The sequence below is a fragment of the Blastococcus sp. KM273129 genome, assembly GCF_021698995.1.
GTDB lineage: Bacteria > Actinomycetota > Actinomycetes > Mycobacteriales > Geodermatophilaceae > Blastococcus.
Genome location: NZ_SSXB01000053.1, coordinates 1 through 18,223, shown reverse-complemented (window position 1 = coordinate 18,223; position 18,223 = coordinate 1). Strand labels below are relative to the sequence as shown.

The following is an 18,223-nucleotide window of genomic DNA, read 5'->3' as shown; positions in this document are numbered from 1 at the left end:
GGAAAACCCCGGGGCGCGGGCGCCGGTCAGTTCCCGGCGTCCTCCCCCAGCAGCTCCCGGGTGGCCGCCCCCACCGGGTCCCGCCGGGTCGGCAGCCGCTGCACCTCGGGCAGGAAGTCGGTGCGGTACTCCTCGAACAGCTCGCGCAGGCGCACGGCCGGGTCCTTCTCCGAGTCCACCCGGATGTCCCAGAGCGGGTAGGCCTCCGTGCCGAGCACCAGCACGTGTCCCGAGCGGGCTCCCTCGGTGTCGCCGCCGGTGGACTCGCCGGCCTCCACGGCGAGCACCAGCCGCTCCGCGAGCTCCCGGTCGCGGTGGGCGTGGAACGCCTCCAACGCCGCCTCGAGCGTGTGCCGGCCGACCAGGCGGTTGCCCGACACGACCACCGCGTCGTCCTCCAGGTGGCCCGACCAGCCCGGCGTGCGCTCGCCGGTCCACGCCGCGGTGCAGCCGTTGCGGTCGACGATCCCGACCTGGCGCACGTCGCGCCCGGGGTCGCGCCGCAGCACCTCCCCCAGGGCGGCCGGCGCCTCCAGCCCCTCGGCCATCAGGCGGAGCCCGTCCAGCGCGAGGTAGGGGTTCATCGACGCCTGCGACGCGGCGGCGCCGACGCCCGGCGACGCATGCCCCACGAGCTTGCCGACCCCCATGAGCGCGGTCAGGGCGCCGACGCCGAACTCGCCGGTGTGCGGGCACCGCGCCACGATCGAGAAGGTCATGCCGGATCTCCGTCCGTCGCTGGTCGTCCCGCCGCTCCTGCCCCTCCCGCGCGGCGCTCAACCGGCCCGGCTGCTCAGAAGGTCAGCACGAGCCGGCCGCGCACGCCACCGGCCTCCAGCACGCGGTGGGCCTCGGCCGCCTGCTCGGCCGGGAAGGTCCGTGCCACGCGGAGGGTCAGCGCACCTTCCTCCACCTGCTGCCGGAGCCGGTCGAGGGCGGCGCGGTCGGTGGCGACCTTGCGCACCATCGTCGGGAAGAAGCGCAGCCCGCGCTCCCCGTTGCCGCGGTAGCCGCGCACCGTCGCGACCGCGCCCCCGTCGCGCACCGCAGGGAGCACCGCCTCGCCCTGGACCGAGCCGTCGGCCAGCCCGTGCACGCCGTCCGGGACGTGCTCCCGGATGCGGGTGGCGACGTCGTCCCCGCGGCGGACCACCACGTCGGCACCGAGGCCGCGCACCAGCTCCTCGTCGGCCGCCGAGGCGTCGGCGACCACGGTGAGGCCGTCGGCCTTGGCCAGCTGGACGACGTACCCGCCGTAGGCCCCGGCCGCGCCGGTCACCGCGAGCACCTCGCCGGGCCGCAGCCCCATGAGGTCGAGCGAGAAGCGGGCGGTGAGCCCGTTCATCGGCAGGGTCGACGCCTCCACCGCCGTCGCCCCGGCCGGCGCACGGACGACGGAGTCGCCGGGCAGCACCTTGTCCTCCCGGTAGGCGCCGAACGGGCCGAAGGGCACGACGATGCCCATCGCCAGGTCGCCGACGGACAGGTGGTCCACGCCCTCGCCGAGCTCGGTGACGACGCCGGCGACGTCCATGCCGGGCACCCACGGCGGGGTCTTCACCGGGTCGCGCTCGGCGTAGGCGCCGCTGCGGGCGTGGGTGTCGGTGGGGCTGACCGCGGCCGCCTGGACCCGCAGCCGCACCTCACCCGGCCCCAGGGGCTCGGGCTCCACGTCGACGATGCGCAGGGCCTCCGGCCCGCCGAACTCGGTCACTCCCGCTGCACGCATGCCCCCCTGCCTACACCCCCGCCCGCGAGGGGCCGGACAGGGCCGACGGGCAGTGGCGCTCTGCCCACCCTCGAGGGGCAGGACGCTACTGCCCCCGCACACGGCTCGGCCCCGCTCCTCGTCGAGGAACGGGGCCGGGTCCGGGTGCTCAGCCCTTGAGCTTGTAGGTCTTGAGCAGACCCCGGCTGATGATCGTCTTCTGGATCTCGCTGGTGCCCTCGCCGATGAGCAGGAACGGCGCCTCGCGCATGAGGCGCTCGATCTCGTACTCCTTGGAGTAGCCGTAGCCGCCGTGGATCCGGAAGGACTGCGTGGTCACCTCGGCGCAGTACTCGCTGGCGATCAGCTTGGCCATGCCGGCCTCGACGTCGTTGCGCTTGCCGGCGTCCTTGAGGCGGGCGGCGTTGACCATCATCAGGTGGGCGGCCTCGACCTTGGTCGCCATCTCGGCCAGCTGGAAGGCGATCGCCTGGTGCTGGGCGATGGGCTTGCCGAAGGTCTCCCGCTGCTGGGCGTAGGCGACGGCGAGCTCGAAGGCGCGGATGGAGATGCCGCAGGCGCGCGCCGCGACGTTGACCCGGCCGACCTCGACGCCGTCCATCATCTGGGCGAAGCCGCGGCCCGGCTCACCGCCGAGGATGTCGGACGCCTCCGCGCGGTAGCCGTCGAACACCAGCTCGGTGGTGTCGACGCCCTTGTAACCCATCTTGTCGATCTTGCCGGGGATGGTCAGCCCCGGCTTGACCTCGCCGAAGCCGGCCGGCTTCTCCACGAGGAACGTGGTGAGGTTCTGGTGCGCCTTCTCCGCGCCCTCGTCGGTGCGCACCAGCGCCGCGACCAGGGTGGAGCTGCCGCCGTTGGTCAGCCACATCTTCTGGCCGTCGATGACGTAGCCGCCGTCGGCCTGCTTGACCGCCTTGGTGCGGATGCCGGCGACGTCGGAGCCCAGCCCCGGCTCGGACATCGAGAACGCGCCGCGCACCTCGCCGGTGGCCATGCGGGGCAGGTAGTGGTCCTTCTGCTCCTGCGTGCCGTGCTGCTTGATCATGTACGCGACGATGAAGTGCGTGTTGATGACGCCGGAGACGCTCATCCAGCCGCGGGCGATCTCCTCGACCACCAGCGCGTAGGTGAGCAGCGACTCGCCGAGACCGCCGTACTCCTCGGGGATCATCAGCCCGAAGATGCCGAGCTCCTTGAGGCCGTCGACGATCTCCTGCGGGTAGGCGTCGGCGTGCTCGAGCTCCTGCGCGTGCGGGATGATCTCCTTGTCGACGAAGTTCCTGACCGTCGACAGGATCTCCTGCTGGATGTCGGTCAGGTCGGCGGTCTGGGCCAGTCGCGTCACAGGTTCGCTCCTCGGGGGACCTCGGTGTCCGGGCTACCGGTGAGTATGGGCCACCGGGAGGGCGCCCTCGGCGTGCGCTCGGTCACTCCCGGGTGCGGTCCCGGACGGGACTGCGGGATGCCGGGCGACGGTGCGGTGGTCCGACCGCCGGCGGACCACGCGGGCTAGCGTGCCGCGGGTGACCTCCCGCGACGAGTCGCCGTACGGCGGCACCACCCCCGGTTACGGCCCCCCGCCCGGCTACGGGCAGCCCTACGGCCCGCCCCCGGGGTACGGCCCTCCGCAGTGGGGCCGGCCGACCAACACCCTGGCGATCCTCGCCCTGGTGATGGCGTTCGTCTTCGCGCCGGCCGGGCTGGTGCTGGGCATCGTGGCCCGCAGGCAGATCCGCCGGACCGGCGAGGACGGCGCCGGGCTCGCGCTGGCCGGGATCATCGTCGGCGCCGTGGTGACCGGCTTCTTCGTGCTGGTCGTCCTGCTCTGGATCGCCGCCTTCGCGACCCTGACCAGCACCGGGTTCGGCCCCTGAGCCCGACCCTCAGCCCTCGCACGCTCGGGCCGAGCCTCCGGACGGGGCCGACCCGGGCCCCGTCCGGAGGGAGAGCTCAGCTCTCCGGCGGGGTGAAGGACGACGTCCGCTGCAGACCGGCGGCCCGGCCCTTGCCCGCGATGACCAGCGCCATCTTGCGGCTGGCCTCGTCGATCATCTCGTCGCCCAGCATCGCCGAGCCCTTCTTGCCCCCGGCCTCCGACGTCGCCCAGTCGTAGGCGTCGAGGATCAGCTCGGCGTGGTCGTAGTCCTCCTGCGACGGCGCGTAGATCTCGTTGGCGGCGTCGATCTGACCCGGGTGCAGCACCCACTTGCCGTCGAAGCCGAGCATCGCCGAGCGCTTGGCGACCTCCTCGAAGGCGGGCACGTCGCGCACCTGCAGGAACGGGCCGTCGATGGCCTGCACGCCGCGGGCGCGGGCGGCCATGAGGATCTGCATGAGGATGTAGTGGAACGGGTCGCCCGGGTAGTCGGGGTGCAGGGCGCCGACCACCAGGGACTTCATGTTGATGCTGGCCATGAAGTCGGCCGGGCCGAAGATGATCGTCTCGATGCGGTCGCTGGCGAACGCGATGTCGTTGACGTTGATCAGGCCCTGCGCCGTCTCGATCTGCGCCTCGATGCCGATCCGGCCGACCTCGTAGCCGTTGGCCTTCTCGATCTGGGTCAGCAGCATGTCCAGCGCCTTGACCTGGGCGGCGTCCTGGACCTTCGGCAGCATGATGCAGTCGAGGTTCGCGCCGGCCCCGCCGACGACCTCCAGCACGTCCTGGAAGGTCCACTCCGTCGTCCAGTCGTTCACCCGGACGGTGCGGATCTTCTCGCCCCAGCCACCCTCGTTCAGGGCCGCGACGATGTTCTTGCGGGCGCCGGGCTTGGCCAGCGGGGCGCACGCGTCCTCGAGGTCGAGGAAGACCTGGTCGGCCGGCAGCCCCTTGGCCTTCTCCAGGAACCGGGGGTTGCTGCCCGGGACGGCGAGGTTGGAACGACGGGATCGGAGCTCGGCCACGGTGCCTCCGCTAGGGATCGGAAATCTCGGCTACCGGAGGGTAGCGACGCCGCTCCGCGGCCCCCGACCCCCATCGACGAGCGCCAGCCGGCCGCGTCGCAGGGGACCGCCGCGGGCCTGTGAGTGGTGGGGGCGACGGGGTCCTTCCTCAGGTCGCCGGTTCGACCAGCGTCGCCGGGCGGCCGGCCCGCACCACCATCGCCACCCCGGCCACCACGAGCAGCACCCCCGGCAGGGCCAGCAGCGGCGGCACCTGCTGCAGCAGGACGAGCGCGAACAGCAGCGCGCCGGGCACCTCGAGCAGCACGGCGAGGCTCACCACCGTCGGGCCCACCGAGGAGAGCACCAGGTTGAGCAGGGTGTGCCCGAACAGCTGCGCGGAGACGGTGACGCCCGCGATCAGCCACCAGTCGCGCGCCGCGAAGCCGGTGAGCGGCGCGTCGAGGGCCACGGCCGCGACGGCGATCACCACCGCGCAGACCGAGTAGCAGACGATGACGTACGCCGAGGTGGCCAGCCGCTGCCGCGCACGGGCCCCGGCCAGCACGTATCCCCCGGCGCAGACGGCGCCCAGCAGGGCCAGCCCGTCACCGGCCAGCGCCTCGGCGCTCACGGTCACGTCCACACCGACGACGAGCACGACACCGGCGAAGGCCAGCAGCAGGCCCCACCACACCGCGGGCGGCAGACGGACGCCGGAGACGCGCGCGGCGAGGGCCGTCCAGATCGGCGTGGTCGTGACCAGCGCGACCGAGGCCGCCACCGTCGTCATCGACAGGCTGGGCAGCCAGGCGGCGAAGTGGGCGGCGAGGAACAGCCCCGCGACGACGGAGCTGCCCAGGTCGCGCCACCGGAGCCCGACGAGCGTGGCGCGCTCGCTGGTGAGCAGCACCGGAAGCAGCGCGGCAGCGGCCGCGGCATTGCGCCAGAACGCCAGCGCCAGCATCGGCGCGGTGACCATCGCGGTCAGCGGGGCGGAGAGGGAGACGCCGAGGACCGCGAGGACGATCAGCCCGGAGTCCCGTCCCCCGGGCCGGTGCAGCGCCCAGGCGGTGGCCGCGGGTGCGGCGCTCAGCTGGGCACCCGGATGCGGCCGGCGGCGACCGGCACGACGGCGCCGCGCACGGTGGCGGCGACCGCGCGGCCCCCGGCGGCGGTGACGGTGCACTCGAGCACCGAGGGCCGCCCCATCCGCTCGCCCTGCCGCACGGTGTAGCCCGACGTGCCCTCACCGGCCAGCAGCCCGCTCTCGACCAGCCACACCCCGGCGCCGAGGGCCGCGGAGCCGGTGGCCGGGTCCTCGCCCCAGACCAGGTCGCGGGCGAACACCCGGGCGCGGGCGGTGGCGGTCGCGGCGTCCCACGACAGCACCGACACGCCCTCGCCCACGTCCAGCCCGGCCAGCGCCCTCGGGTCGGGCTCGGCGCGGTCGACGGCGTCGGGGCACACGGAGAGGTAGCCGAACGGCAGCCCGCAGCCGGCCACGTCGGACGGCACGCCGGTGAGATCGGCGGCGTCGAGCCCCACCGCCTCGGCGAGCCGGTCGGGCGCCGGGCCGTCCTGGAGGGTGGGCGAGCCGCCGGAGAGGGTGGCGCCGTCGCCGTCCACCACCACGTCGAGGATGCCGGCGCCGCACTCCTGGCGGAGCGTCCCCGCCGGCAGCCGCCCGGTGCGCACCAGCGTGTGCGCGGCGCCGACGCTGGGATGGCCGGCGAAGGGCAGCTCGGCGTAGGGCGTGAAGATCCGCACCCGGTAGTCGGCCTTCGGACCGCCGGGTGCACCGGGGTGGTCGGCGCCGGGTTCGGTGGGGGCGCAGAGGAAGGAGGTCTCCGACAGCGCGAACTCGTTGGCCAGCGCCTGGCACTGCTCGGTGGTCAGCTCGTCGGCGCCGAACACCACGGCCAGCGGGTTCCCCGCGAACGCCCGCGGGGCGAACACGTCGACGACCTCGTACTCCAGCTCGACCGGGGCAGCCACGGCCCCGACGGTAGCCTTTCCGACCGTGACCACGGCGACCAGGGCGTACGTCTCCCGGCTCGCCGGGCTGACCGTCTTCGACCCCAACGGCGACCGGGTCGGCAAGGTGCGCGACGTCGTCGTCGGCCTGCGGGTCGGGACGGCGTGCCCCCGCGTGCTGGGCCTGGTGGTGGAGGTGGTCGCCCGGCGGCGGATCTTCGTGCCGATGGGCCGGGTGACCGCGCTGGACCCGGGTGCGGTGCTGCTCGCGTCGGGCACCCTCAACCTCAAGCGCTTCGAGCAGCGGGCCGGCGAGACCCTCGTGCTCGGCGAGCTGCTCGACCGGCGGGTGACCATCAACGAGTCCGGCCGGCCGGCGACGGTCGTCGACGCCGGGATGGAGCAGACGCGCACCGGGGACTGGCTGCTCTCGCGGGTCGCCGTCCAGGAGCCAGGCCGGCTGGGCCGGCGCGGGCAGCTGCACCAGCTGGAGTGGGACGAGGTGACCGGGCTGGCGCTGCCCCAGGCCGGGCAGGGCGCCGAGACGCTCATCGCCACCTACCGCGAGCTGAACGCCGCGGACATGGCGCACGCCCTGCAGGAGCTGCCGATCAAGCGCCGGCACGAGGTGGCCGAGGCGATGGACGACGTCCGGCTGGCCGACGTGCTGGGCGAGCTGCCCGAGGCCGAGCAGATCACCATCCTCGGCACCCTCGAGGAGAGCCGGGCCGCCGACGTCCTCGAGGAGATGGACCCCGACGACGCCGCCGACCTGCTCTCCGAGCTGCACGCCGTCGACCGGAACCGGCTGCTGGAGCTGATGGAGCCCGACGAGGCGGAGTCGGTGCGCCAGCTGCTCAAGTACTCCGAGGACACCGCCGGCGGCATGATGACCAGCGAGCCGGTGATCCTCGCGCCCGACGCCACCATCGCGGAGGCGCTGGCGCGGGTGCGCGAGGAGGAGATCACGCCGGCCCTCGCCAGCCAGGTCTACGTGTGCCGGCCGCCGTCGGCCACGCCGACCGGCCGCTACCTGGGGCTGGCCCACATCCAGCGGCTGCTCCGCGAACCCCCCTCGACCCTGGTGAGCGGCGTGCTCGACGACCTGGAGCCGCTCAAGCCCGAGGCCCCGCTGGCCGAGGTCACCCGCTACTTCGCCACCTACAACCTCGTCGCCGCCCCGGTCGTCGACGCCCAGGGCCGGCTGGTGGGCGCGGTGAGCGTGGACGACGTCCTGGACCACCTGCTGCCCGAGGACTGGCGGGAGCGTGCCCGCCGTGGCTGAGGGCCCCCGGCTCGACGTCCCCCGCAGCGGCGCTCGCCGGTTCGGCAGCTTCCTGCGGCTGAACCCCGACGCCGTCGGCCAGTTCGCCGAGGGCATCGCCCGCTTCCTGGGCACCGGGCGGTTCCTCGCCGTCCAGACGATCGTCGTGGCGATCTGGATCGCCCTCAACGTCTTCGCCGTCCGGCTGCGGTGGGACCCCTACCCGTTCATCCTGCTCAACCTGGCCTTCTCCACCCAGGCCGCCTACGCCGCGCCGCTGATCCTCCTGGCGCAGAACCGGCAGGCCGACCGCGACCGCGTGCAGGCCGAGGAGGACCGCGCCCGGGCGGCGTCGACCCGCGCCGACACCGAGTACCTCGCCCGGGAGCTGGCGGCGGTGCGCGTCGCCGTCGGCGAGCTGGCCACCCGCGACTTCATCCGAGGCGAGCTCAACCGCCTCGCGAGCGACGACGGCGAGGACGCCGAGAAGCGCGAGAGGAAGCGCAGGAAACGCGAGCGCGAGGAGGCCGAGGCACGCGGCGGCGCGGCCCCGGGCTGACGAACCGCGCGCCTCATCCCGTGAGCAGGTGCACCGACGCGCCCGCCGCCCCGGCGACCAGCAGCACGACGATGAACGGGGCCCGCAGCGCCAGGGCCAGCGCCGCGACGGCGAGCCCGGCCAGCCGGCCGTCGACGACGATCTCCGCGCCGCTGGTCAGCCCCTGCACGACGACCAGCGCCGCGAGCAGCGCCGCGGGCACGAAGTCCACGACGCGCGCCACCCACGGCTGCTCCACCCACGACGCCGGCACCGACATCCCGGCCAGCTTGAGCAGGTAGCAGCCCACGGAGGCGACGAGCACCGCCGTCCAGGTGCCGCTCACGAGGCCACCGCCCGGCGCGGCCGGCCGGCCAGGGCCACCGCCACCACCGCGGCGACCACCTGCACCCCCGGCGGGACGAACGGCGTCAGCGCCAGCGCGACCACCGCGCCGCCGAGCGCCACCCGGCGCTGCACCGCGGGCTCGGGGAAGGCCCCGCCCAGCCGCGGCCACAGCAGCGCGAGGAACGCCGCGGGGACGATCGCGTCCAGCGCCGCCCGGGCCGTGCCGCCCAGCGCGGCGGCGCCCAGCGCGCCGACGACGGTCGTCGCGTTCCAGGTCAGGTAGAGCGTCGCCCCGCCCACGAGGAAGGCCAGCCCGGCCAGCGCCCGGTCGGGGGCGGCGAGCGAGAGCGCCGTCGTCTCGTCGATGACCCAGTGCGCCGTCCCGGCGCGGCGCAGCGGGCCCCGGGGCCGCAGCAGCGGCACCAGCCGCACGCCGTAGACGGTGTTGCGGGTACCCAGCAGCAGCGCGCTGCCGACGGCGGCCAGCGGGCTCCCGCCGGCACCGAGGACGCCGACGAGGGCGAACTGCGAGGCGCCGGTGAACATCACCGCGGAGAGGACCACCGCCTGCCAGACGTCGAGCCCGGCGGCGTCGGCCGCGGCGCCGAACGCCACCCCGTAGAGGCCGACGGCGAGCCCGAGGCCCACCGCGTCCCGCAGGGTCTCCGCACGGTCGGGCTGCACGGCGACGACCCTAGTTGCGCCCCAGATCACCCTCCGCCGGGCCGTCGGGTCCGCGTGCCGCCGTAGAGTGGCAGGCGACCGATCGCGCGGGTCGCCGCTCCGGCCGCGACCACCGGACGCCGGTCCCCCGCTCGTGAGGAGACGAACGAACACGATGTCCGACCAGCTGACCGGCACGCCGGCGCTCGACGCCGTCAACGCCGCTCTGGCCACCGTCCAGGACCCCGAGATCAACCGGCCGCTCACCGAGCTGGGCATGGTCAAGGACGTGCGGATCGGGCCCGACGGCTCGGTCGCCGTCGAGGTCTACCTGACCGTCGCCGGCTGCCCGATGCGCGAGACGATCACCAACCGGGTCACCTCCGCCGTCGGCGCGGTGCCGGGGGTCACCTCGGTGCAGGTCGCCCTCGACGTGATGAACGACGAGCAGCGGGCCGAGCTGCGGAAGACGGTGCGCGGCACCGACGCCGCCGACCCGGTGATCCCCTTCGCCCAGCCCGGCTCGCTCACGCGGGTCTACGCCGTCGCCTCCGGCAAGGGCGGCGTCGGCAAGTCCAGCGTCACCGTGAACCTCGCCGCCGCCCTGGCCAAGCGCGGGCTCTCGGTGGGCGTTGTGGACGCCGACATCTACGGCCACTCGGTGCCGCGCATGCTGGGCGTCGACGACAAGCCCACCCAGGTCGACAACATGATCATGCCGCCGCAGTCCCTGGGCGTGAAGGTCATCTCGATCGGCATGTTCACCCCCGGCAACACCCCGGTCGTGTGGCGCGGGCCGATGCTGCACCGCGCGCTGCAGCAGTTCCTCGCCGACGTCTGGTGGGGCGACCTCGACGTCCTGCTGCTCGACCTCCCCCCGGGCACCGGCGACGTCGCGATCTCCATCGCCCAGCTGCTGCCCAACGCCGAGATCCTCGTCGTGACCACGCCGCAGCTGGCCGCGGCCGAGGTCGCCGAGCGGGCCGGCGCGATCGCCACGCAGACCCACCAGCAGGTCGTCGGCGTCATCGAGAACATGAGCTGGATGGAGCTCCCCGACGGCTCGCGCGTCGAGGTCTTCGGCTCCGGCGGCGGGCAGACGGTCTCCGACGCGCTCACCCGCACCCTCGGTGCGCGCGTGCCGCTGCTCGGCCAGATCCCGCTGGACACCCGGCTGCGCGAGGCCGGCGACGCCGGTGCGCCGATCGTCCTGGCCGACCCGGAGACCCCGGCCGCGAAGGCGCTGGAGAAGATCGCCGACGGGCTCGCCGTCCGCCAGCGCGGGCTGCAGGGGATGTCCCTGGGGCTCACCCCCGTCCGCCGGTAGCGGCCGCAGCACGCCCCGCGGGGGCCGGTCCCACCCGGGATCGGCCCCCGCGGCGCGTCCGGGGCCGTGCGGGAGCGGGGGTCGCACCCCCTCAGCGCGTCCGGACCCGGGCGCGGCGCCGTCCTCCCTCACCGCACGGCGTCCTCCCGCACCGTCTGCGCCGAGGGAGGACGCCCCACGATCAGGGCACCTGACCCCGGCGCAGGGCGTGCGCCGCGGCCGGCGTGGTGCGCGAGGGCTACGTCGCGTCGACGTCGAAGGGCGGCGGCACGCTGCGGTCGCGCACCTGGGCGGCGACGACCGTGGCCGCCGTCGCGCCCCCGGCCCGGGACGGGGAGACCGGTGGCTCGTCGTCGCCCAGCAGCTGCTCGCGGATGAAGGTGCGCGGGTGGTACTTGCGCAGGTCGAGGTCGCGCAGCCCGTCGAAGTCGTCGCCGAGGGAGTCGTTCACCTGCGCGCGGACGCCGGTGATCGCCTCGCGCATCCGCTTGAGCCCCGCGGCCGCCTCCTTCGCGAGGTCGGGCAGCCGCTCGGGACCGAAGATGAAGAGTGCGGCGAGAGCCAGGACGGCGATCTCGCCCCAGCCGATCGAGTCGAACACCGCTCCTCGTCCTTCCGACCGCCAGCGCTGCCGGGGTCAGCGTAGCCGCCTTCCGGGGTCATGCGGCCCCGAGCGTCACCTCGATAGTGCGCGAGCTGCCCCCGCGGACCAGCTCCACCGTGACGACGTCACCGGGCTGGCGTGCGTCGACCGCCACGGACAGCTCCTCCGAGCTGCCGACCGGCGTCTCGTCGACGGCGATGATCACGTCCTCCTCGCGGATGCCCGCCTGTGCCCCGGGGCTGCCCGGCTCGACGTTGACCACCAGCGCGCCGTCGCGGGTGCCGTCGGTGACCGAGCGGGCGTTGACCCCCAGGGTCGCGTGCACCGCCGAGCCGGTCGCGATCAGCTGCTCGGCGATCCGCTTCATGGTGTCCACCGGGATCGCGAAGCCCAGGCCGATCGAGCCACCGGCGCCCGTCGAGGCGATCGCGGTGTTGATGCCGACGAGGGCGCCGGTCGCGTCGACCAGCGCCCCGCCGGAGTTGCCGGGGTTGATGGGGGCGTCGGTCTGCACGGCGCTGATCACCGCGTTGGTGTCGGTGCCCTCGCCGGACAGCCGCACCGGACGGTCCAGCGCGCTGACGATCCCGCTGGTGACCGTGCCGGCCAGCCCCAGCGGCGAGCCGATCGCCACCACGGGGTCGCCGACCACGACGTCGCCGGAGCGGCCGAGCGCCGCCGTCACCAGACCGGGCTTCTCGACCTTGATGACGGCGAGGTCGCTGGCCGGGTCGCGGCCGACGATGCGCGCGGCCGACCCGCTGCCGTCGGAGAAGACCGCGCGGATCTCCGCCCCCTCGACCCCGTCGGCGCCGGAGATGACGTGGTTGTTCGTGACGATGTAGCCGTTCTCGCCGTCGATGACCACGCCGGAGCCGGTGGCGCCGGCCTGGCCGACGCGCACCTCGATGGAGACGACGGCCGGGATGACGGCCTCGGCGATGTCGGAGACCGCGCTCCGCTCACCGGTGCCGCGCGGCTCGACCTGGGCGAGGGTCGTGCCCGGGGTGAACAGCGGCGCCTCGTCCGCGGTGCGGGTCAGGTACCAGCCGACGCCGCCGCCGAGGATGCCGACGACGAGCAGCCCGAGGACGACGAGCGTGGTGAGGCGCACCGACAGGTCGCGCAGGCGCACCTTGCGGCGGCCCCGGGGGTCGACGACGAGCGGACCGGGCTGGCTCTCCTCGTCGTCGTAGACCGCGGGGGCGCCCAGGCCGGCCGGGGATGCCGGATCACGCCACGGGTCGACGCGGGCGTCGGCCTTCCACCACGGCCCGGTGGCGGTGCGACGCCGCCCGGGACGCCCCCCGGGCGGCTCCTCCAGCCCGCGCCGGCCGGGGGCCGGCGGGCCGAAGGCGCGCAGCAGCGCCTCGGGCGGTGGGGGCGGGACCGGGCGCGGTGCCGGCGGCGGGCGGTCGCCGGCGAAGCTGCCCGCCACCTGCTCGGGCCGGCCGAACGCACCGGCCTGGGCGGGCGTGGGCCGGGGGGCGTGCACGGGACGCGCCTCGAGCCGGGGCGCCGTCGTCTCGTCGAAGGCGCCCGACTGCCCGTCGGGACGGGCGTACGCGGCGGCGTCGGCGGGGCCCGGCTCCGCCGGCGGGTCGTGCCGGGTGCTGCTCAGGGGGTGCCGCCCGGGGCACCGAGCCCGCCGGTGCTGCCGACGGTGACCGTGCGCAGCACCGGCGGCGCGACCTCGGTCTGCTGCTGGGGCCGGACCGGGTCGGCCGCGGGCACCCGCGCGGTGTCGGCGGGCAGGGTGAGCGCGAGCGCCGTCACGCCGGCCCCGAGACCGACGATCGTGCCGGCGACCCCGCGGCGGAACCAGCGCCCACCCGCCGGACCGCGTCGCCGGGGCCCGTCGGTGAGGTCGAGGGAGAAGGCACCGGAGCTGCCCGTGACGGTCAGCTCCCCGGCCGAGGCGCTCATGGCACCGGGGCCGCTGGAGCCGGGCACCTCGGCGGTGAACGGGATGGCGCACAGCCGGGACATCAGGTCACCCGGCATCGCCACGTCGGAGGAGCCGTGCAGGGCCTCCTTGGCCTCCCGCTGCGCGGCCACCGCCATCCGGCAGGTCGCGCAGCCGGCGAGGTGGCGGGCCGCGCGGCCGGCCGGGCCGGCGGCGAGCTCTCCGTCGACCAGCGCGGCGATCGCCTCCTGGGCCAGGTGGCTCTCCGACATGCTCATGCCCCGACCTCCCGCGGGACACCCGCCCGGCGCGGGGCCAGGTGGGCCAGCGCCTCGCGCAGCTGGACGCGGCCCCGGTGGATGCGGCTGCGGACGGTGCCGAGCTTGATGCCCAGCGTCGCGGCGATCTCCTCGTAGGTGAGGCCCTCGATGTCGCACAGGACGACCGCCACCCGGAACTCCGGCGAGAGCGCGTCGAGCGCCGCCTGCACCTGCGGGTCGAGGTGCGTGTCGGCGTAGACCTGCTCGGGGCTGGGCGCCCGGCCCGGCAGCCGCTCGGTGTCGTCGGGCAGCGCGTCGAACCGGATCCGCTGCCGGCGGCGGACCATGTCGAGGAAGAGGTTGGTGGTGATGCGGTGCAGCCAGCCCTCGAAGGTGCCCGGCGAGTAGTCGGCGAGCGAGCGGAACACCCGGACGAAGGTCTCCTGCGTCAGGTCCTCGGCGTCCTGGGGGTTGCCCGACAGGCGGTAGGCCAGCCGGTACACCCGGGCCGAGTGGTCCCGGACGACCTGCTCCCACGTGGGGGCGACCCAGGCGTCCTGCTCCGCCGCGGCAGCGGTGGACGCGGGGGCGGTGGCCTCGGGCACGGCACCAGGATCGCAGACGGGGGCGCCCGCGACCTCTCCGGAGTCGGCGGGTCGGGACACGGCTCGCATCAGGCGCACGTCCTGGTCAACGGGCGGTGGGCACACCCGTGTTCCCGCGCACCGCGACTCCCAGGAGACGCACAGGTGCGCCCGCGCACGTGGGCGCGCGCGCCGGGGCCACTACCCTCGGCCGGTGATGAGCGCCGATCAGCCGCCGCCCACGGGCGGCACCGACCCGGGCGCCGCCTACGCCGACCGCTTCGCCGCCGAGTCGCCAGAGATGGTGGCGGCGCGGCACCGCGCCCACTTCCTCCCGGGCGCCACCCCCGTGGAGCCTCCGGTGGGCGCCACCCTCGCCGTGCTGGCCGCCACGAGCAGCGCCCGCTCGGTGGTCTCGATCGGCAGCGGCGGCGGGCTGGCCGCGTTGTGGCTGCTGCGCGGGATGCGGCCCGACGGGGTGCTCACCGCGCTGGACGGCGACCCGGAGCAGCTCCGGGCCGCCCGCACCGCGCTCGCCGAGGCCAAGGTGCCGGCCAGCCGGGCGCGGCTGATCTTCGGCACCCCCGGCGAGGTCCTGCCCCGGCTCTCGCCCGGCGCCTACGACATGGTCTGCTGCGCCGGCCCGCCCCGCGAGTACTCCGACCACCTCGCCGGGCTGCTCGCCCTGGTCCGGATCGGTGGCACGGCGACCTTCCACGGGCTGCTCGAGAGCGGCCGTGTCGCCGACCGCACCGCGCGGGACCCGCAGTCGGTGGCGTGGCGCGAGATCGCCCGGACCATCCGCGACGACGAGACCCTGCTGCCCGCCGTCCTGCCGATCGGCACCGGCCTGCTGGTCGCGACCCGGCGAGGCTAACCGGCGCCGCGGAACGGCGCGGCCAGCACCGGCGACCAGGGACCGCCGAGGTAGCGCCACAGGCCGAGCCCCCGGGCACGCACCGTCCAGGGGACGAAGCCGGGGAGCAGCCGCTCGTGCAGGCCGCGGGCGACGGCGGGGTCCACCTTGTTCTGCACGGTGACGTGCGGCGCGAAGCGCTGCCGGTCCTGGCGGGTCAGCCACGGGTCCCACCCGGCGGCCAGCCCGGCGCGCACCGCCGTCAGCTCGGCGGCCCGGAGCTCGAAGGCCACCCCGCGGCCGAGCAGCCGCAGCCCGGTCACCGCCACGTCGAACGCCTCGCGGCCGGCGGCCGAGAGGAGGTCGCGCGCCACCTGCTCCTGGTGCTCCCCCGGCAGCGCGTGGAACAGGGTCACGTGGGCCTGGAGCCAGTTGCGCTCCGGCGGGAAGTGCTCGGCCCGCAGCCGGTCGAACCGGGCCTGGTCCTCCTCGTCGAGCAGGAGGGTCACCAGGAGCGGCGCCGGCCCCGCGCTCACAGGTAGGCGCGGGTGCCCTTGCCCAGGACCGTGATGCCCCCGGCGCTGACGTGGTACCGCTCGCGGTCCAGGTCGTGGTCCACCCCGATCCGGGCACCGGCCGGGACGACGACGTTCTTGTCGAGGATGGCGCGGCGGACGTGCGCCCCCTCGCCGATGTACGCGCCGTCCATGACCACGCTGTCCTCGACCCGCGCGCCGCGCTCCACGCGCACCCCCGGGGAGACCACCGAGTTGTGCACCGAGCCGCCGCCGATGATGGCGCCGGCGCTCACCATCGACTCCTCGGCGCGTCCGCCGAGGACGAACTTCGCCGGCGGGCGCTGCGGCGCCAGCGTGTAGATCGGCCACCGGTCGTTGTAGAGGTTGAACACCGGCGAGACCGACACCAGGTCCATGTGCGCGTCGTAGTACGAGTCGATCGTCCCGACGTCGCGCCAGTACCCCTGGTCGCGCTCCGTGGCCCCCGGCACCACGTTGGTGGAGAAGTCGTAGACCCACGCCTCCCCGGCCTCGGAGAGCATCGGCATGATCGAGCCGCCCATGTCGTGGACCGAGTCGGGGTCCTCGGCGTCGGCGCGCAGGGCCTCCAGCAGGGCGTCGGTGGTGAAGACGTAGTTGCCCATGGAGGCGAAGCTCTCCTCGGGCGAGTCGGGCAGCCCTGGCGGGTCGGCCGGCTTCTCGAGGAAGCCCCGCACCTTCCCCTCGGCGTCGGAGTCGATGACGCCGAACTCCGTCGCCTCCCGCCGCGGCACCCGGAGGCCGGCGATCGTGACGCCCGCCCCGGTCTGCAGGTGCTGGTCGACCATCTGGGCCGGGTCCATCCGGTAGACGTGGTCGGCCCCGAAGACGACGACGACGTCCGGGCGGTCGTCGTAGATCAGGTTGAGGCTCTGGAAGATCGCGTCGGCGCTGCCGGTGTACCAGCGCGGGCCCAGCCGCTGCTGCGCCGGCACGGGGGTGACGTAGTTGCCGAGCAGGCTCGACATGCGCCAGGTCTGGGTGATGTGCCGGTCGAGGCTGTGGCTCTTGTACTGGGTGAGGACGGCGATGTGCCGGATGTCGCCGTTGACCAGGTTGGAGAGCACGAAGTCGATGAGCCGGTAGTTGCCCCCGAAGGGGACCGCCGGCTTCGCGCGGTCCTGGGTCAGCGGAGCCAGCCGCTTCCCCTCACCGCCCGCCAGGACGATGCCGAGAACCCGTGGACCGCCGCGCATGTCCGCAACGTAGCGGCTGCGCCGTCCCCCCGCCGCACGCGCCCCGCGCCCCGGTCCGAACGGGTGATGCGCCGCCCGGGCCACCGCGAACCCGTGACCGGGTGGAACGGCCCCGTCCGGGGCCCGCCCCGAGCCGGTGACCGGTCGGAACGGCTCCGCTGCAGGGGCCCGCTGCGAGCTCGCGAGCAGCGGGGGGCAGCGGGGTCCTCTTAGGGTGTCGCCGTGCGCATCGGGATCGTCACGCGAGAATGGCCGCCGGACGTCTACGGCGGCGCGGGAGTGCACGTCGAGCACCTGGTGGCGGCCCTGCGCACGTTGCCGGGCGGGGAGGCCGTCGACGTCGACGTCCACTGCTTCGGCGGACCCCGTCCGGACGCGACCGCGCACGCCGTCCCCGCGGAGCTCGCCGGCGCCAACGGCGCGCTGCAGGCGGTCGGCGTCGACGTCGGCATCGCCGCCGCGCTGGCCGGCGTCGACCTGGTGCACAGCCACACCTGGTACGCCAACACCGCCGGTCTGCTCGCCTCGCTGGTGCACGGCGTCCCCCACGTGGTCACCGCGCACTCCCTGGAGCCGCGGCGGCCGTGGAAGGCCGACCAGCTCGGCGGCGGTTACCGGCTGTCCTCGTGGGCCGAGCGCACCGCCTACCTGGCCGCCGACGCCGTCGTCGCGGTGAGCTCGGGCATGCGGGAGGACGTGCTGGCCGTCTACCCGGAGCTGGACCCGGCGCGGGTGCACGTGGTCCGCAACGGCGTCGACGCGCAGGCCTACCGGCCGGTGCACTCCCCCGACGTCGTCCGCGGGCTGGGCGTGGACCCCGACCGGCCGTACGCGCTCTTCGTCGGGCGGATCACCCGGCAGAAGGGGCTGGTGCACCTGCTGGCCGCGGCCGACCAGCTCCCCGCCGACGCCGGGCTGGTGCTGTGCGCCGGCGCCGCCGACACCCCGGCCGAGCGGCAGCAGGTCGCCGATGCGGTCGCCGACCTGCAGACCCGCCGCGACGGCGTCGTGTGGATCGAGGAGATGCTGCCGCGCGAGCAGCTGGTCCCGCTCATCACGGGCGCCACGGTGTTCGTCTGCCCCTCGGTGTACGAGCCGCTCGGCATCGTCAACCTGGAGGCCGCGGCCTGCGGCACCGCCGTCGTCGCCAGCGCGGTGGGCGGCATCCCGGAGGTCGTGGACGACGGCCGCACGGGTCTGCTGGTGCCCTACGACGAGGCCGACCCGGCCGGGTTCGCCGCCGGTCTGGCCGCCCGCACGGGTGAGCTGCTGGCCGACCCCGACCGCGCCGCCGCCATGGGCGCCGCGGGCCGGGAGCGGGTCGTCGCCGACTTCGGCTGGGAGGCGATCGCCCGGCAGACGGTGCAGGTCTACGCGGACGTCCTCGCCGCCCGCTGAGCGGACGACCGACCGCAGTGTGATCGGCCCCTCACTTTGGGGGCACGGACTCCCCACCCCTCGGCTGTCCGCAGCCCCCCGGCGCGTCGAGACTCTCCGCATGGTCCCGCCCCCGCCGGAGGACCGGACG

General features: G+C 75.1%; 20 protein-coding genes. 6 read left to right on the top strand and 14 right to left on the bottom strand.

The features are described from left to right. Positions 1–26: 26 nt before the first annotated feature. The 3 genes from E9565_RS14915 to E9565_RS14905 form a co-directional block, all read right to left on the bottom strand. A complete protein-coding gene (locus E9565_RS14915; protein ID WP_236835676.1) occupies positions 27–719 on the bottom strand; it encodes a DUF1028 domain-containing protein in 693 nt (230 codons plus the stop codon). A 74-nt stretch (positions 720–793) separates the two neighbouring features. Then, positions 794–1,729 (bottom strand): NADP-dependent oxidoreductase, encoded by a 936-nt coding sequence (locus E9565_RS14910; RefSeq protein WP_236835674.1) that lies wholly within the window; start codon positions 1,727–1,729, stop codon positions 794–796. 148 nt (positions 1,730–1,877) lie between these two features. Next, positions 1,878–3,077, bottom strand: a complete 1,200-nt coding sequence (locus E9565_RS14905) for an acyl-CoA dehydrogenase family protein (RefSeq protein ID WP_236827979.1) — start codon at positions 3,075–3,077, stop codon at positions 1,878–1,880. Between the two features lie 178 nt (positions 3,078–3,255). Here E9565_RS14905 and E9565_RS23320 point away from each other — a divergent pair, with 178 nt between their 5' ends. Continuing rightward, complete coding sequence (locus E9565_RS23320) at positions 3,256–3,606, top strand: DUF4190 domain-containing protein (protein WP_236835672.1); 351 nt, start codon at positions 3,256–3,258, stop codon at positions 3,604–3,606. 76 nt (positions 3,607–3,682) lie between these two features. Here E9565_RS23320 and E9565_RS14895 read toward each other — a convergent pair whose 3' ends face one another. The 3 genes from E9565_RS14895 to E9565_RS14885 all read right to left on the bottom strand — a co-directional run bounded on the left by E9565_RS14895 (position 3,683) and on the right by E9565_RS14885 (position 6,613). Next, positions 3,683–4,636: a CoA ester lyase gene (locus E9565_RS14895; RefSeq protein ID WP_236827981.1), complete on the bottom strand. Its 954-nt coding sequence runs from the start codon at positions 4,634–4,636 to the stop codon at positions 3,683–3,685. 148 nt (positions 4,637–4,784) lie between these two features. Then, the gene (locus E9565_RS14890; protein ID WP_374201426.1) at positions 4,785–5,804 is read right to left on the bottom strand and encodes a DMT family transporter; all 1,020 of its coding nucleotides are present in this window, start codon (positions 5,802–5,804) and stop codon (positions 4,785–4,787) included. After that, on the bottom strand, positions 5,708–6,613 hold the full coding sequence (locus tag E9565_RS14885) for a PhzF family phenazine biosynthesis protein (RefSeq protein ID WP_236827983.1): 906 nt from the start codon (positions 6,611–6,613) through the stop codon (positions 5,708–5,710). The genes E9565_RS14890 and E9565_RS14885 overlap by 97 nt, the downstream gene beginning before the upstream one ends. A gap of 25 nt (positions 6,614–6,638) precedes the next feature. On the opposite strand from E9565_RS14885, the gene E9565_RS14880 reads away from it, so the two are divergent. Continuing rightward, on the top strand, positions 6,639–7,877 hold the full coding sequence (locus E9565_RS14880; RefSeq protein WP_236827984.1) for a magnesium transporter MgtE N-terminal domain-containing protein: 1,239 nt from the start codon (positions 6,639–6,641) through the stop codon (positions 7,875–7,877). Next, positions 7,870–8,415: a DUF1003 domain-containing protein gene (locus E9565_RS14875; protein ID WP_236827985.1), complete on the top strand. Its 546-nt coding sequence runs from the start codon at positions 7,870–7,872 to the stop codon at positions 8,413–8,415. The genes E9565_RS14880 and E9565_RS14875 overlap by 8 nt, the downstream gene beginning before the upstream one ends. Before the next feature lie 13 nt (positions 8,416–8,428). Here E9565_RS14875 and E9565_RS14870 read toward each other — a convergent pair whose 3' ends face one another. After that, on the bottom strand, positions 8,429–8,740 hold the full coding sequence (locus E9565_RS14870; protein WP_236827986.1) for an AzlD domain-containing protein: 312 nt from the start codon (positions 8,738–8,740) through the stop codon (positions 8,429–8,431). Next, the gene (locus E9565_RS14865; RefSeq protein WP_236835670.1) at positions 8,737–9,426 is read right to left on the bottom strand and encodes an AzlC family ABC transporter permease; all 690 of its coding nucleotides are present in this window, start codon (positions 9,424–9,426) and stop codon (positions 8,737–8,739) included. Before E9565_RS14865 ends, E9565_RS14870 begins: the two co-directional genes overlap by 4 nt. Positions 9,427–9,580: 154 nt before the next feature. On the opposite strand from E9565_RS14865, the gene E9565_RS14860 reads away from it, so the two are divergent. Then, entirely contained in the window at positions 9,581–10,732 is a 1,152-nt protein-coding gene (locus tag E9565_RS14860; RefSeq protein ID WP_236827988.1) for an Mrp/NBP35 family ATP-binding protein, read from the top strand. A 238-nt stretch (positions 10,733–10,970) separates the two neighbouring features. Here the strand turns inward: E9565_RS14860 and E9565_RS14855 are convergent, their stop codons facing one another. The 4 genes from E9565_RS14855 to sigE all read right to left on the bottom strand — a co-directional run bounded on the left by E9565_RS14855 (position 10,971) and on the right by sigE (position 14,107). Further along, positions 10,971–11,333 carry a twin-arginine translocase TatA/TatE family subunit gene (locus E9565_RS14855; RefSeq protein WP_236827989.1) on the bottom strand — a complete coding sequence of 121 codons (363 nt, stop codon included), beginning with the start codon at positions 11,331–11,333 and terminating at the stop codon, positions 10,971–10,973. A gap of 58 nt (positions 11,334–11,391) precedes the next feature. Beyond that, a complete protein-coding gene (locus E9565_RS14850; protein WP_236827990.1) occupies positions 11,392–12,831 on the bottom strand; it encodes a S1C family serine protease in 1,440 nt (479 codons plus the stop codon). 122 nt (positions 12,832–12,953) lie between these two features. Continuing rightward, the gene (locus E9565_RS22990) at positions 12,954–13,520 is read right to left on the bottom strand and encodes an anti-sigma factor (protein ID WP_304505841.1); all 567 of its coding nucleotides are present in this window, start codon (positions 13,518–13,520) and stop codon (positions 12,954–12,956) included. After that, positions 13,517–14,107, bottom strand: coding sequence for an RNA polymerase sigma factor SigE (gene sigE / locus E9565_RS14840; RefSeq protein WP_236827991.1), 591 nt, complete (start codon positions 14,105–14,107; stop codon positions 13,517–13,519). The genes E9565_RS22990 and sigE overlap by 4 nt, the downstream gene beginning before the upstream one ends. 196 nt (positions 14,108–14,303) lie before the next feature. Between sigE and E9565_RS14835 the strand changes: the two genes are divergently transcribed. Further along, positions 14,304–14,963 (top strand): O-methyltransferase, encoded by a 660-nt coding sequence (locus E9565_RS14835; RefSeq protein WP_236827992.1) that lies wholly within the window; start codon positions 14,304–14,306, stop codon positions 14,961–14,963. Here the strand turns inward: E9565_RS14835 and E9565_RS14830 are convergent. Together E9565_RS14830 and glgC are read right to left on the bottom strand one after the other, a co-directional pair. Further along, a complete protein-coding gene (locus tag E9565_RS14830; RefSeq protein ID WP_236835669.1) occupies positions 14,960–15,478 on the bottom strand; it encodes a 2'-5' RNA ligase family protein in 519 nt (172 codons plus the stop codon). The genes E9565_RS14835 and E9565_RS14830 overlap by 4 nt on opposite strands. Continuing rightward, positions 15,475–16,695 carry a glucose-1-phosphate adenylyltransferase gene (gene glgC, locus E9565_RS14825; RefSeq protein WP_236827994.1) on the bottom strand — a complete coding sequence of 407 codons (1,221 nt, stop codon included), beginning with the start codon at positions 16,693–16,695 and terminating at the stop codon, positions 15,475–15,477. Before glgC ends, E9565_RS14830 begins: the two co-directional genes overlap by 4 nt. Before the next feature lie 222 nt (positions 16,696–16,917). Between glgC and glgA the strand changes: the two genes are divergently transcribed. After that, positions 16,918–18,093, top strand: a complete 1,176-nt coding sequence (gene glgA / locus E9565_RS14820; RefSeq protein WP_236835667.1) for a glycogen synthase — start codon at positions 16,918–16,920, stop codon at positions 18,091–18,093. Positions 18,094–18,223: the final 130 nt, after the last annotated feature.